The 13,327-nt window shown below is 73.3% G+C and carries 14 protein-coding genes; 10 read left to right on the forward strand and 4 right to left on the reverse strand.

The genetic code is table 11. From position 1 onward, the window contains the following. Positions 1-151 precede the first annotated feature (151 nt). Positions 152-841, reverse strand: coding sequence for an HAD family hydrolase (locus tag ACFWXO_RS10515; RefSeq protein ID WP_375887293.1), 690 nt, complete (start codon positions 839-841; stop codon positions 152-154). Between the two features lie 79 nt (positions 842-920). Beyond that, a complete protein-coding gene (locus tag ACFWXO_RS10520; protein ID WP_380523182.1) occupies positions 921-1,715 on the reverse strand; it encodes an AfsA-related hotdog domain-containing protein in 795 nt (264 codons plus the stop codon). A 313-nt stretch (positions 1,716-2,028) separates the two neighbouring features. Between ACFWXO_RS10520 and ACFWXO_RS10525 the strand changes: the two genes are divergently transcribed. The 9 genes from ACFWXO_RS10525 (at position 2,029) to ACFWXO_RS10565 (ending at position 11,539) form a co-directional block, all read left to right on the forward strand. Further along, entirely contained in the window at positions 2,029-3,591 is a 1,563-nt protein-coding gene (locus tag ACFWXO_RS10525; protein ID WP_375887288.1) for an MFS transporter, read from the forward strand. Positions 3,592-3,761: 170 nt separating this feature from the next. Beyond that, positions 3,762-4,712, forward strand: a complete 951-nt coding sequence (locus ACFWXO_RS10530) for an aldo/keto reductase (protein ID WP_375887286.1) — start codon at positions 3,762-3,764, stop codon at positions 4,710-4,712. Positions 4,713-4,807: 95 nt separating this feature from the next. Then, positions 4,808-5,779 carry an aldo/keto reductase gene (locus ACFWXO_RS10535; RefSeq protein WP_375887284.1) on the forward strand — a complete coding sequence of 324 codons (972 nt, stop codon included), beginning with the start codon at positions 4,808-4,810 and terminating at the stop codon, positions 5,777-5,779. Between the two features lie 102 nt (positions 5,780-5,881). Then, positions 5,882-6,367, forward strand: a complete 486-nt coding sequence (locus ACFWXO_RS10540; RefSeq protein WP_375887281.1) for a MarR family winged helix-turn-helix transcriptional regulator — start codon at positions 5,882-5,884, stop codon at positions 6,365-6,367. A gap of 67 nt (positions 6,368-6,434) precedes the next feature. Beyond that, a complete protein-coding gene (locus ACFWXO_RS10545) occupies positions 6,435-6,902 on the forward strand; it encodes a MarR family winged helix-turn-helix transcriptional regulator (protein WP_375887278.1) in 468 nt (155 codons plus the stop codon). Between the two features lie 223 nt (positions 6,903-7,125). Further along, a complete protein-coding gene (locus tag ACFWXO_RS10550) occupies positions 7,126-8,133 on the forward strand; it encodes a 3-oxoacyl-ACP synthase III family protein (protein ID WP_375887277.1) in 1,008 nt (335 codons plus the stop codon). A 102-nt stretch (positions 8,134-8,235) separates the two neighbouring features. Continuing rightward, a complete protein-coding gene (locus ACFWXO_RS10555; RefSeq protein WP_380523183.1) occupies positions 8,236-9,876 on the forward strand; it encodes an FAD-dependent monooxygenase in 1,641 nt (546 codons plus the stop codon). A 50-nt stretch (positions 9,877-9,926) separates the two neighbouring features. Continuing rightward, a complete protein-coding gene (locus ACFWXO_RS10560) occupies positions 9,927-10,955 on the forward strand; it encodes a 3-oxoacyl-[acyl-carrier-protein] synthase III C-terminal domain-containing protein (RefSeq protein WP_380523184.1) in 1,029 nt (342 codons plus the stop codon). A gap of 44 nt (positions 10,956-10,999) precedes the next feature. Further along, positions 11,000-11,539, forward strand: coding sequence for a cysteine hydrolase family protein (locus tag ACFWXO_RS10565; protein ID WP_380523185.1), 540 nt, complete (start codon positions 11,000-11,002; stop codon positions 11,537-11,539). 75 nt (positions 11,540-11,614) lie between these two features. On the opposite strand, the gene ACFWXO_RS10570 is transcribed toward ACFWXO_RS10565, so the two are convergent. After that, positions 11,615-12,055 carry a DUF4267 domain-containing protein gene (locus tag ACFWXO_RS10570; protein ID WP_380523186.1) on the reverse strand — a complete coding sequence of 147 codons (441 nt, stop codon included), beginning with the start codon at positions 12,053-12,055 and terminating at the stop codon, positions 11,615-11,617. A gap of 63 nt (positions 12,056-12,118) precedes the next feature. Next, positions 12,119-12,565, reverse strand: coding sequence for an anthrone oxygenase family protein (locus tag ACFWXO_RS10575; protein WP_380523187.1), 447 nt, complete (start codon positions 12,563-12,565; stop codon positions 12,119-12,121). 88 nt (positions 12,566-12,653) lie between these two features. Here ACFWXO_RS10575 and ACFWXO_RS10580 point away from each other — a divergent pair, with 88 nt between their 5' ends. Then, positions 12,654-13,232, forward strand: coding sequence for a TetR/AcrR family transcriptional regulator (locus tag ACFWXO_RS10580; protein WP_375887262.1), 579 nt, complete (start codon positions 12,654-12,656; stop codon positions 13,230-13,232). Positions 13,233-13,327: the final 95 nt, after the last annotated feature.

The following is a 13,327-nucleotide window of genomic DNA, read 5'->3' on the forward strand; positions in this document are numbered from 1 at the left end:
CCGCGTCTTTTTTTTATAATCGACAGTCCACTGGTATATGCAGTTGATTTGTGGTCGGCAGCGTCGGATGTTTATACGAGACAGGTGGGGGGGCGCCCACCCGGGCCGGGGGGACCCGGGCGGGCGCCGGGGGGGTGGGACGGTCGGTCGGTCAGTGCTGCGCCGCGCCGTGGCCGAGGCCGGGCAGCCGGCTCCAGCCCCCGCGGTCGGCGTGCTCGGTCAGCACCGGGTCGTCGCCCACCACCGTGGGGTGGCCGACGAGTCGGAGCAGGTCGAGGTCGGAGGAGTGGTCGCCGTAGGCGTGGCACTCCCGCGGGTCGAAGCCGCCCCGGTCGAGCAGCTCGCGGGCGGCGACGGCCTTGGCCGCGCCGATCATCGGCCGCTCCAGTTCACCGGTGAGGATCCCGTCGGCCACCAGCGGGCGGCTGCACAGGACGGTGCCGGCGTCGACGTACCGGGCGATCGGGTCCAGGCAGCCGGGGAAGGACCCGGAGACCAGGACGGTGTGGTGGCCCTGCTCGGTGTGCCGGCGGAAGGCGGCCAGGGCGGGGGCGTGGAAGAGCTCCCCCTCCCCGGTCCGCTGCCGGAACCACTGCTCGCCCTGCTCGGCGAGGTCGGCCTCCCGCACGCCGGTGAACAGCCGGTAGTACGCCCGGTTGACCTCCTCGCGCGGCACGCCGCCGTCCGCCAGCCGGCGGAGGGCGCCGTGGTCCCGCGCGTAGTCGGACTCCGGGCGGCCCTCGACCCGGTACCGGAAGGCCAGGAAGTCGAACATGCTCTTGACGTTGATCAAGGTCTCGTCGACGTCGAAGAAGGCCGCGGGGCCGGTCGGGCGGGTCACTGGGTGCTCCTGGGGTTCGTCATGGCGTCCGGGGTCCGTCCGGGATGAGTCCGCGGCCGGTCGGGCCGGGTGGGGTGGGTCAGCGCGAGCCGGCGACGACCAGCTCGCCCTCCCGCTCCTGCTCGGTGCGGGCGAGGCGGACCTGCTCGACGGTGCGGGCCGCGCGCTTGCCCTCCTTCTGCGAGATGACGTCGCTCTCGAAGGCGGTGAACTCGACCCGGGACAGCGAGGCGCGGGCGCCGCCCTGGTGGACGGCGATCTCGACGCCGAAGGACAGCCGCTCGGGGTTGTCGATGCTCGCGCTGAGGATCTCGTAGTCGACGGTGGCGTCCAGCGGGAACAGGAAGTTCTCGAAGTCCGTGTCGAAGCTCTTGATCACGTAGTAGTACTGCCGCTCCGGCCAGGCCGAGGCGTAGAACCGCTCGGTGACGGCCAGGAACATCTGCCGCGCCGCCTCGATGATGATCATGCCCTGGATGTGCTGGCCGGTGGTGTGGTCCAGGAGCAGTTCGTTGTCGTTGTCCAGTCTCAGGTCCGCCTGGTAGCGCAGCGCGTCGATCTGGCGCAGGCCGGCGATCAGGACGTTCTGCTCGCGGTGCTTGTGCGCCTCGTCCCGGTAGGCCAGGCTCGGCTGCAGCCCGGGCACCGAGATGCGCTCGGCCGCACCGTAGCGGGTGATCTCGCGGGCCACCCAGTCCCATTCGTACGAGCTCATGCCCTGACCGTTGATCAGCGTCAGGCGGAGCTCGGGGTCACTGTAGCGCCCCGCCCGCAGCTCCTTGACGAACCCACCCGCGGTGGCCACTCCGTCGTTCGTGGCCAGAGCGCCGAAGCGGTCGCCGACCAGGTACAGAACCTCGGTCCGATGCGTCATGTCAATGCCCCCATCACATGAAGTGCGCGTGGCGCGCGTCTCTGAACAGGCAAAAGGCTGAATTGCAGCCCTCTCCCGCCTTCCTGACGGGAGGCCAGCTGCCCAGGACAGTATCAGCATTCGTAGACAGCTTACGACCCTGTCTCATATCAAGACTTCCTCAAGAATCCCGATGCAAGGTCAACCGACCGCCTTGACGGCCGCCACGGCGAACCTATAGCGTCCTCTGCCATGAGTAAGAACCCTGATACCGACCAGGGTTCTTGCTGCTAATCGAACTCATCGACACCTTCGACATCGGAGTCCTCGACCCATGAAGAGCTACCCACGCACCACGCTCGCCGCGGTGTGCATCGCCGGCGGGCTGCTCCCCGCCTCGCTCACCGGCGCCTCGGTGGCCCTGCCGAAGATCGCCACCGACCTGGGCGCGGGCCTCGGACCGCTCCAGTGGGTGGTCAACGGCTACAACCTGACCTTCGCCAGCTTCATGCTCGCCTGCGGCGCCATCGCCGACCTGGTCGGCCGCCGCAGAATGCTGGGCATCGGCATCACGCTCTTCGGCCTCTGCTCCCTGGTCAGCGGCCTGAGCAGCAACATCTACCTGCTGGACGGCGCCCGCCTGCTGGCCGGCGCGGCCGCCGCCGCGGTGCTCACCGCCGGCAGCGCGGTGCTCGCCACCACCTTCTCCGGGCCCGCCCAGGCCAAGGCCTTCGGCGTCCTCGGGTCCTCCTTCGGCGTCGGACTCGCCCTCGGCCCCTCCACCTCCGGCCTGCTGGTCTCCTCCTTCGGCTGGCGCTCGGTCTTCCTGCTGCACGCGGCGATCGACCTGGCCCTGCTGCTGGCCCTGCCGCGGATCACCGAGTCCCGTGACCCGGGCGCCCGCGGCGTCGACTGGGGCGGCACCGTCACCTTCACCACCAGCCTCGCGCTGGTCACCCTCGCCATGGTCGAGGGCCCCCAGCAGGGCTGGACCAGCCCCGTCGTGCTCGGCCTGCTGGCCGGCTTCGTGCTGCTGCTCGCGCTCTTCGTGATCGTCGAACTGCGCCAGGAGCGCCCGATGTTCGACATCTCCCTGTTCACCCAGGGCCGCTTCGTCGCGATCTGCTTCGTCCCCGTCGCGCTCGCCTTCGGCTTCGTCTGCCTGCTGGTCTTCCTGCCCTCCTACTTCATGGGCGCCAACCGGTTCAGCAGCTCCGAGGCCGGCGCCGTGATGCTGCTGCTCACCGCCCCCGTGCTGGTCTTCCCGATCATCGCCGGTCGCCTCGCCCAGAAGATCTCGGTCCGCACCCTGCTGGCCGTCAGCCTGCTGCTGGTCGCCGGCGGCGCCGCCTGGCTCACCACCATCCACCCGGGCATCGGCGTGGCCGGCCTGATCGGTCCGTTCCTGATCATCGGCACCGGCGTCGGCATCTCCTTCGGCCTGCTGGACGGCGCCGCGATCGGCTCCGTCCCGCCGGAGCGGGCCGGCATGGCCGCGGGCATGTTCAACACCATGCGCCTGGCCAGCGAGGCGATCGCCATCGCCGGCATGGGCTCCGTCCTGGTCAGCCTGGTCAGCTCCAACGTCTCCGAGAACCTCGACTCCTACGGCAGCGGCTTCACCGGCAACCCGGACGGCCTCGCCGCCAAGGTCGCCCAGGGCAACCTGGCCGACCCGGAGTCCGGTGTCGCCGAGGCCGGCCGCCAGGCCTTCCACACCTTCCTCGCCGACGGCTACACCGACGCGCTGCGCACCGTGCTGTGGATCCTGGCCGGCGTGGCCGCCCTCAGCGCCCCGCTGATCGCCGTGATGCTCCGTGACCGCAAGGCCGCCGCCTCCGCGGTGACCGCCCCGGAGGCCGAGCAGGCCCCGGAGCCGGTCGGCGCCGGGCGCTGACGCCCGCCTCGACCGGCCTGACGGCCAGACCCGAGCGACCGGTCCGGGAGGGGCGCGGTGAACCCGCCGCCCCGCCCGGACCGCTCCGCCTCCGTACCTCCCGCACCTCCGCCACCCGCTGCACCCGCTGCCGCCCGCCGCACCCCCGAACCACCGCGAAGGAAGAGATCATGCACAGCCGCCAGCTCGGCCCCACCGGCCTCGACGTCGGAGCCATCGGCCTCGGCTGCATGGGGATGACCGACTTCTACACCACCGGCGGCTACGACGAGGCCGCCTCGGTCGAGGTCGTCCACCACGCCCTCGACCAGGGCATGAACCTGATCGACACCGCGGACGTCTACGGCCCGCACAGCAACGAGGAGTTGCTCGGCCGGGCACTGGCCGGCCGCCGGGAGCGGGCCGTCCTGGCCACCAAGGTCGGGCTGGTCCAGGAGCCGGACCGGCCGATGTACCGCAACGGCCGCCCCGAGCACATCCACGCCTCGATCCGCGCCTCGCTCAAGCGCCTCGGCACCGACCACGTCGACCTGTACTACCTGCACCGGGTGGACCCGGACGTCCCGCTGGCCGAGTCCTGGGGCGCGATGGCCGAACTGGTCGAGGCCGGCCTGGTCCGCGGCATCGGCCTCTCCGAGGTCGGCGTCGAGGAGCTGGCGGCCGCGCAGGCCGTCCACCCGGTCGCCGCCGTCCAGACCGAACTGTCGCTGTGGAGCCGGGAGGTGCTCGCCGACGTGCTGCCCTGGTGCTCGGCCCACGGCGCCGCCTTCGTCCCGTACTCCCCGCTCGGCCGCGGCTTCCTCACCGGCGGCTACACCAGCCCGGACGCCTTCGCGCCGGACGACTACCGCACCGCCAACCCGCGCTTCGCCCGGGAGGCCTTCGCCGCCAACCTCGCCATCGTCGAGACCCTGCGGCGGGTCGCCGAACGGCACGGCGCCACCCCGGGGCAGGTCGCCCTGGCCTGGACCCTCGCCCAGGGCGAGCAGGTCGTCCCGATCCCCGGCACCAAGCGGATCGGCCACCTCGCCGAGAACGCCGGCGCGGCCGACCTGCGACTGTCCGACGCCGACCTGACCGAGCTGGACTCCGCGCCGGCCCCGGTCGGCTCGCGCTACTGACACCCCGTCACCCGCGCTCCTCCCCAGCCCGCTCCACCACCCCCGCCCCCACGCCCCACCCCCCGACCCGCACCAACCACGAGGAGAGACCTTCCATGGCACAGCAGCGCACCCTGGGCGCCGAGGGACCCGCCGTCGGCCCGATCGGCCTCGGCTGCATGGGGATGAACTGGGTGTACACCTCCCAGCTGCAGAGCACCGAGGAGTCGATCGGCGCCATCCGGCACGCCGTCGACCTCGGCATCACCCTGCTCGACACCGCGGACCTCTACGGCCCCTTCACCAACGAGGAGTTGCTCGGCGAGGCACTCCGCGGCGGGCTGCGCGAGCAGGTCGTGCTCGCCACCAAGGGCGGCCTCAAGGCCGGCCCGGAGTCCCACCTCGGCTCGGTGCAGGTGTCCGCCGACGGCCGGCCGGAGCACCTGCGCGCCGCGGTGGAGGGCTCGCTGCGCCGACTGGGCACCGACCGGATCGACGTCTACTACCTGCACCGGGTCGACCCGAGGGTCCCGCTGGTGGAGAGCTGGGGCGCCCTGGCCGAGCTCCAGCAGGCGGGCAAGATCGTGCAGTTGGGCCTGTGCGAGGTCTCCGCCGGCCAGCTGGACGCGGCGCACGCGATCGCCCCGGTCGGCGCCGTGCAGTCCGAACTGTCGGTGTGGAGCCGGGACCCGCTGGCCGAGGTGCTGCCCTGGTGCAAGGCCAACGGCGCCGCCTTCGTCCCGTTCTCCCCGCTCGGCCGGGGCTTCCTGGCCGGCCGCTTCGACGGCGAGAACGCGCCGGACCAGGACGACTTCCGGGCCCGGCTGCCGCGCTTCCAGGAGGAGGCGCGGGCGCAGAACCAGCGGATCTCGGACGGCATCCAGGAGGTCGCCACCCGCCACGGCGCCACCCCCGCCCAGGTCGCCCTGGCCTGGACGCTGGCCCAGGGCGAGCACGTCGTGCCGATCCCCGGCAGCACCCGCCGGCTCCACATCGAGCAGAACGCCGCGGCCGCCGAGGTCCTGCTGAGCGCCGATGATCTGGCCGCGTTGGACTCCCTCCCGGCTCCGGTCGGAACCCGCTACTGACTTGCCCCGCAGACGAGTTCGTTTTCCGAGTTGTCAATCAGGGCTCTACGAAGTATTAAGGTTCTGAGTAGCAGTTCAGGTTCCGACCACCGAGGAGGCCCCGTGGCTCCCCCCGACCAGGACGTCCCCTCCCGAAGGCTGGGACACCTCCTCAAGCAGTGCGAGCAGACCATGATGGCCGCGCGCGGCCGGGCGCTGCGCACGGTCGGCCTGACCGTGCCGCAGTACCTGACCCTCCGGGTACTGGCCGAGCACCCGGACGCGTCCGGGGCCCAGCTGGCCCGGCACTGCCTGGTCACGCCGCAGACCATGGCCACCCGGCTCGCCTCCCTGGAGGGGCGCGGGCTGGTCCGCCGGCAGGTCTCCTCGGTCCACTCGCACGTCTTCACCGCGCGGCTGACCGAGGAGGGCCGGGCCCTGACGGTCCGGGGCGAGGCGGCCGAGCACACGGCCGAACAACGGCTGGTCAGCTCGTTCCTGGCGGAGGAGGTGGTGGTTTTCCGCTCACTGTTGCGGCGCGCCGTGGCAGCGGTGTCCGTACCGGAAGCCGACCCGGTTGGCCCGAATCAGTTCGTACGTAGCGACTGATCAGCCCACTGATGTACCTTAAAGTCCGAATAATCCGCCGTGGGGGGCAGCCAGGGATGCGATCACTGTGACCGAAAACAGCTCCAACCAGCCGAACTCAGCTCCGCTCGATTTCCACGACCGCCTGGGCCATGCCATCAAGCGGGCCGAGCAGGCGCTGATCGGCGAGAAGACCCGCGCGCTGCGCACCGTCGACCTGACGGTTCCGCAGTACGTGACCCTGCTCGTGCTCCAGCAGTCCTCCGGAATGTCCGGGGCGCAGCTGGCCCGGGAGTGCATGGTCACGCCGCAGACCATGACCACGATCCTGACCAATCTGGAGAACAAGGGCCTCATCACCCGTGAGACGTCGAGCGTGCACCAGAAGGTGCTCGTGGCCAAGCTCACCCGCTCCGGCCGCACACTGGCGAAGAAGGCCGACACCTTGGCCCGCGGGGTCGAGAAGCGGCTCACCGACGCCTTCGACGACACCGAGCAGGCCCAGCTGCGCGAGCTGCTGGAGCGCTCGGCGGCGGCTCTGCGCAAGACCGACTGAGCCGCACCGCGGCAGCACCGCAGTACGGGGCGGAAGGCCGCCCCCTGGACGCCCGATCACCACCCGGGGCGTCGAGGGGGCGGCCTTTCCCATGTCCGGGACCGGACGCCCCCCGCTCCGGAGGCCTCATGCTTCGGACACAGCCTATGGTCCACCCATTCATTAACATTGCGATACTGGACAATGCATTGACCTAAGTCAGGCCTCTGATACTGTATCGATCATGCAGACAGCGCAGCAGCACGCGTCGTCCATCGGCATCCTCGGCACCGGGTCGCACCTGCCCGCGAACGCCGTCGACAACACCCTGGTCGGCTCCCGGGCCGGCGTGACCGCCGAGTGGATCCACCGCAAGACCGGCATCAGCGAGCGGCGCTACGCCGCCGAGGGCGAGGCCACCTCCGACCTCGCCGCGCACGCCGCCCGGGCCGCCCTCGCCGACGCCGGGATCCGCCCCGGCCAGCTCGACCACATCGTCGTGGCCACCTCCACGCCCGACCACCCGCAGCCCGCCACGGCCGCCATCGTGCAGGACCTGATCGGCGCCGAGCAGGCCGCCGCCTTCGACCTGAACTCGGTCTGCAGCGGCTTCGCCTTCGCCCTGCACACCGCCCACCGCCTGATCGCCGACGGCGGCCACGCGCTGGTGATCGGCGCCGACGTCTACTCCCGGATCATCGACCCCACCGACCGCCGCACCGCGATCCTGTTCGGCGACGGCGCCGGCGCCGTCGTGCTCGGCCCCGTCCCGGCCGGCTACGGCATCGAGACCTCCCTGCTGGAGACCTTCGGCCGGCACCACCGCACCATCCGGGTCCCGGCCGGCGGCAGCCGTAGACCGGCCTCGCCCGAGAGCCTGGCCGAGGGCGACCACTGGTTCGCCATGAACGGCCGCGAGGTCCGCGAGTTCGTCACCGACCGGCTGCCGCTCACGGTCAAGGAGCTGCTCCGCCGGGCCGACCGCACCGGCACCGAGGTCGACCACTTCGTGCCGCACCAGGCCAACGGCCAGATGCTGGCCGAGATCCTGCCCTCGCTCGGCCTGGAGCGCGCCCGCACCCACCTCACCGTCGCCGAGTACGGCAACACCGGCGCCGCCTCCGTCCCGATCACCCTCGACGCCGCGAACCGCGCCGGCGCCCTGCGCGACGGCGAACTGGTGCTGCTCTCCGGCTTCGGCGGCGGCATGTCGATCGGCAGCAGCCTGCTGCGCTGGCACGCCGCCGCGTAGTCCAGGCGCACCGCCCGCCCCCGAACGACCTCCCCTGACGACGACGGGGCCCGCACCGCAACCGGCCCGGCACCCGCCCGACACCCGTACGAGAGAAGAGACGTGACCAGCAGCGCCGACCCCACCGCCCCCCGCCCCACCGGCAGACGGCCCGTCCTGATCGTCGGCGCCGGCCCGGTCGGACTCACCTCCGCGGCCGAACTGCTGCGCCGCGGCGTCGACATCCACCTGGTCGACCGCGCCCCGGCCCCCTCCCCGCTCACCAAGGCCCTGCTGGTCTGGCCGCGCACCCTGGAGGTGCTGCGCCGGCTCGCCGACCCGGCCGGCACCGCCGCCCGCAGCCTGCCGGTCGACGCCTTCCACTACTACTCCGAGGGCCGCCCGATCGCCACGCTCGACCTGACCGGTCGCGCCCAGCCGGTGATCCTCCCCCAGCCCGAGATCGAGGACCTGCTCGGCGCCGCCGTCACCCGGCTCGGCGGCGAGGTCGAACGCGGCACCGCGCTCACCGGGCTGGAGCAGCACCCCGACCACGTGGTCGCCGTGCTGCGCGGCGCCGACGGCACCGAGCGGCGCGCCGAGTACGCGTACGTCCTCGGCTGCGACGGGGCCGGCAGCACCGTCCGGGAGCTGCTCGGCCTCAGCTTCGAGGGCCTCACCTACCCCAACACCTTCATGCTGGTCGACGCCTACGTGGACGGCCCGCTCAAGCACGACGCCGCCCACTACTTCTGCTCCTCGCGCGGCGTGCTGGTGATCATCGGACTGCCCGGCGGCCGCTCCCGGGTCTTCACCTCGCTCCCGCCCGGCCTCGCCCCCGAGGACGCCACCCTGGAGCTGATGCAGCAGGTCGTGGACGAGCGCGGCCCGGGCGGCCTCACCCTCCGCGACTCGGCCTGGACCAGCACCTTCGCGGTGCACGCCCGGCACGCCGAGCGCTACCGCGAGGGCCGGGTGTTCCTGGTCGGCGACGCCGCCCACATCCACAGCCCGGCCGGCGGCCAGGGCCTCAACACCGGTGTCACCGACGCCCAGAACCTCGCCTGGAAGCTCGCCCTGGTCTGGCGCGGCGAGGCCGGCGCACCGCTGCTCGACAGCTACCACACCGAGCGCACCCAGGTCGCCCGCGCCGTCGTCCGCCAGGCCGACCTGCAGACCCGCGCCTGGCTGCTGCGCAAGCCCGCCCAGGTCACCGCCCGCGACCGGGCCGCCGCGGCCGCCTCCCGGTTCGGCCTGTTCGACCTCGACTACATCCCCTGGCTGGCCGGCCTGCGCACCGTCTACGGCGAGGGCCGGGAGACCAGGCTGCGCAGCTGGAAGCTCTGGGGCCACCGCTTCGTGCCCGGGGCGCTCACCCCCGACCGGCAGGTCTGGGACCGCCGGCTCGGCCGCCGGCTGTCGCTGCGCGAGGCCGTCTCCGACCTCCAGCACACCCTGCTGGTCGAACTGCCCGGAACCGCCCTGCCGCCGCGGGTCGCCCGCGCCCTGGAGCAGGCCGAGAAGCGCCACCCCGGGCTGCTGGACGTCCGGGTGCTGGACGCCACCGGCACCCTGCACGACGGCGCACCGGCCGAGCCCGACCCCGCCCGCGGGTCGTCCGGCCGCACCGCCGGCCGCGGGTCCGGCCGCGGCTCCGTGGTGCTGGTCCGCCCCGACCAGCACGTCCACGCCCGGCTCCCGCTGCACGAGGCGCACCGGGTCACCGCCCTGCTGGACGAGGCCCTGCACCACCCCGCCCGCTGATCCCGCCCGTTGGCCCCGCCCGCCGACCCCTACCCCTGAGGACCGCCCCGATGCGCTTCGACCCACCGCCCCGGATCGCCGCCGTGGTCGACTGGCTCCCCCCGACCACGGACACCGCGGCAGCGGCGGTCGCCGGGGGGCGGGTCACCGCCGAGAACGCCGCCAAGGACGGCTACCTCGAACTGCCCGTCAGCGACGGCCCCTCGGGCCCCGAGATGGCCGTCCTCGCCGCCGCCAAGGCGATCGGCGAGGCCGGCTGCCCGCCCGAGTCGATCGGCCTGGTCGTCCACGCCTGGATCTACCACCAGGGGCACGACTTCTGGTCCCCCGCCCACTACGTCGCCCAACACGCGGGCGCCGTACGGGCGGTGCCGCTCGGCGTCCAGCAGATGTGCAACGGCGGGGCCACCGCGGTCGAGCTGGCGGCCGTCCGGCTGGCCGCCGACCCGGCCCTGGAACGGGCCCTGGTCACCACCGGCGACCGCTTCGCCGCCCCCGGCTTCGACCGCTGGCAGGGCGACTACGGGGTCGCCTACGGGGACGGGGCGACCGCGCTCGTGCTGGACCGCGAGCGCGGCCCGTACCGGCTGCTCGCCGCGCACACCGCCGCCGCCCCCGACCTGGAGTCCATGCACCGCGGCCACGACGCCTTCTCCCCCGCGCCCCGCGCCAACGGCGAGACCCTCGACATCCGGCGCACCAAGAAGGCCTTCCTCGGCGACGGCCTCGGCCCGCACTTCGCCGCCACCGCGGGCGAGGGCGTGGCCCGGGCCGTCCGCGGCGCCCTCGCCGACGCCGGCCTCGCCCCGGACGACCCCCGGCTCGGCCACCTGCTGCTCCCCCGGCTCGGCCGCACCGTCCTGGAGACCGCCTACCTCCCGGCCGTCGAGCGCCTCGGGCTCACCGGCGTCGAGGTGCTCGACCTGGGCACCCGCACCGGCCACCTGGGCGCGGGCGACGCCGCCGCCGGCCTGGCCCACCTGCACACCCGCGGCTTGCTCGAACCCGGCCGGATCGCCATCCTGCTGAGCGCCGGTGCCGGCTTCACCTGGACCGCCCTGCTCGTCGCCGCCGAGTGAGCGACCGGCCGCCACCCGTCACGACCGACCACCGAGGAACCCCGATGCCCAACTCCCCCGCCGCCCTCACCCCCGGCACCGTCCTGGTGCTGGTCGACCTCCAGCAGTGGATCGTCAGCCGCCCGGTCGCCCCGCTCAGCGGCCCCGAGGTGGTCCGCTCCGCCGCCCGGCTCAAGACCGCCTTCGAGGCCGCCGGCCGGCCCGTCGTCCTGGTCCGCTACGCCCGGATGGACGGCAGCGACGGCGGCCCCGACTCCGCCTTCAACCGCTTCGCCCCCGAGGTCGCCGCCCGCCCCGGCAACGAGGTGGTCACCAAGTACGGCATCGACGCCTTCGCCGGCACCGACCTCGCCGACCGGCTCAACCGCCTCGGCGCCACCGACCTGGTCATCGCGGGCATCGCCACCGAGTACGGCGTCGGCGAGACCGTCCGCACCGCCGTCAACCTCGGCTACCCCACCACCGTCGTCGAGGACGCCGTCGCCGCCCTCTCCCCCCAGGGCCACACCGCCGCCGTCGACGCCTTCCACCGCATGGGCGTCACCCTCACCCGCACCGACCCCCTGCTCACCCCCGCGGCCTGAGCGCCCCCACGCACCGGCACCATCGAGCCCCCGCCCGGGACCTTCCCCGGGCGGGGGCTCCGCGCGCTCCCACGCTCAGGCCGCGGCGCGGACCGGGGCGGGAACCGGGGCGGACGTCGGGGCACCGGACAGCCGGCGCGTCTCCCACAGGGTCAGCAGGCCGATGACGACCATCGCCACCCCCGTCGGGCCGTGGACGCCGAACGCGGCCCCGGCGGAGCCGTGGTGGGCGAGCACGGTGGCCATGTCGCCGAACGGGACGACGGACCCGGCCAGCAGGACCCAGGCCAGGGCGCGGCGCTGACCGGTCAGCAGCAGCACCCCCAGGATCAGGGCGTTCGCGACGTCGCGGACGCCCTTGAGGACCAGGAAGCCGCCGCCGTCGCCGGCGGGCCAGCTCGGCAGGCCGAAGGTCGGCGCGATGGTCCCGGGGGCCAGCACGAAGGTCAGTCCGAACCAGAGGACGAAGAGGATGCCCGCGGTGGTCAGGGCGGTGTTCACGGTCTTGAGGGACATCGGGGTCTCCTTGCGGAAGTCGGGCGTGCCGGAGTCGGGCGTGCCGGAGTCGGGCCTGCGGGCTCAGACGAGGGCGGCGACCAGCAGGGCGAAGGCGGCGACGATCACGGCGACCCGGGCGTAGTGGTAGCGGTCCCAGCGGTCCGACTGCTCCTGCCAGTCCGCGGGGCGGTTCTCCGGGGTCCAGGTCTTGCTCCGGTTGTTGATCGGGACGAGCAGCAGGACCGACATCAGCACGCTGACGATCAGCAGCGCGCCGGCGGTGACGAGGAGCCAGGTGCCGTGGTGGTGCCGGTCGGCGACGGCCCAGACCGCGACCAGGACGAGCGAGCCGATGTACCAGAACGGCATCACGGCGCCGAGCATCCGCCCCCCGTGGGCGCGGCCGAGCTGGCCGGCGTCCTCGGGGAGCGCCTTGAGGATCCGGTTGAGGACGACGGCGACGGCGGACTCCACCCCCACCATCACGCCGAGTTCCACGGTGGTGAGGACCTTGAGTGCGGCGAGCATGATTCCCCCTGGTATCTAGCGATGCTAGCTGACATGTCGATGCTAGACCTGCTGCCGCTTGAATGTCTAGCGGTGCTAGGATCGAGTCATGTCGGTACAGGAACGAAAGCAGCGCGAGCGGGCGGAACGTGAGCGCCTCATCGTGGCGACGGCCCGTGAACTCGCCGAGCAGCAGGGCTGGGAGGCGGTCACCACCCGCCGGCTCGCCGAGCGCATCGAGTACAGCCAGCCCGTCCTCTACAGCCACTTCCGCGGCAAGCGGGAGATCATCGGTGCCGTCGCCCTGGAGGGCGTCACCGAGATGGCCGCGGCACTGCGGGCCGCGACCCGCGCCGCGGACGGCCCACGCGCCCGGGTCACCGCCCTGGCCCGCACCTACCTCGACTTCGCCGCCCGCAACCCGGCGGTCTACGACGCCCTGTTCCAGCTCGACGGCGGCCTGGCCTTCGCCGAGGAGGACACTCCCGAACCGTTGAAGGACGGCTTCGCCGCCCTGCTGGAGACCCTCGCCGACGTCGCCGGGGAGGGCGTGGACCCGGGCCTGTTCACCGAGGTGTTCTGGGCCGCCCTGCACGGACAGGCCACCCTGACCAGGGCCCGGCGCCTGCCCCCGGAGGACACCGGGCGCCGGGTGCAGCTCCTGGTGGACCGGCTCGCCGTGCTCTGAACCGCCGCCGGGCTCCGAACCACCGCCGGGGGGGGGGGGGCGGGGGGGGGCCGGCCCCGCCGCCCCCGCGGCGGGGGGGCGGGGGGGGCGGGCGG

Source organism: Kitasatospora sp. NPDC059088, from assembly GCF_042738155.1.
In the GTDB taxonomy this organism is placed as follows: domain Bacteria; phylum Actinomycetota; class Actinomycetes; order Streptomycetales; family Streptomycetaceae; genus Kitasatospora.

Bases quoted from the DNA above. Each gene is read 5' to 3' on its own strand.
- ACFWXO_RS10520 (WP_380523182.1), bottom strand. From the start codon at position 1,715: ATGACGCATCGGACCGAGGTTCTGTACCTGGTCGGCGACCGCTTCGGC.
- ACFWXO_RS10525 (WP_375887288.1), top strand. From the start codon at position 2,029: ATGAAGAGCTACCCACGCACCACGCTCGCCGCGGTGTGCATCGCCGGC.
- ACFWXO_RS10530 (WP_375887286.1), top strand. From the start codon at position 3,762: ATGCACAGCCGCCAGCTCGGCCCCACCGGCCTCGACGTCGGAGCCATC.
- ACFWXO_RS10535 (WP_375887284.1), top strand. From the start codon at position 4,808: ATGGCACAGCAGCGCACCCTGGGCGCCGAGGGACCCGCCGTCGGCCCG.
- ACFWXO_RS10550 (WP_375887277.1), top strand. From the start codon at position 7,126: ATGCAGACAGCGCAGCAGCACGCGTCGTCCATCGGCATCCTCGGCACC.
- ACFWXO_RS10560 (WP_380523184.1), top strand. From the start codon at position 9,927: ATGCGCTTCGACCCACCGCCCCGGATCGCCGCCGTGGTCGACTGGCTC.
- ACFWXO_RS10565 (WP_380523185.1), top strand. From the start codon at position 11,000: ATGCCCAACTCCCCCGCCGCCCTCACCCCCGGCACCGTCCTGGTGCTG.
- ACFWXO_RS10570 (WP_380523186.1), bottom strand. From the start codon at position 12,055: ATGTCCCTCAAGACCGTGAACACCGCCCTGACCACCGCGGGCATCCTC.
- ACFWXO_RS10575 (WP_380523187.1), bottom strand. From the start codon at position 12,565: ATGCTCGCCGCACTCAAGGTCCTCACCACCGTGGAACTCGGCGTGATG.
- ACFWXO_RS10580 (WP_375887262.1), top strand. From the start codon at position 12,654: ATGTCGGTACAGGAACGAAAGCAGCGCGAGCGGGCGGAACGTGAGCGC.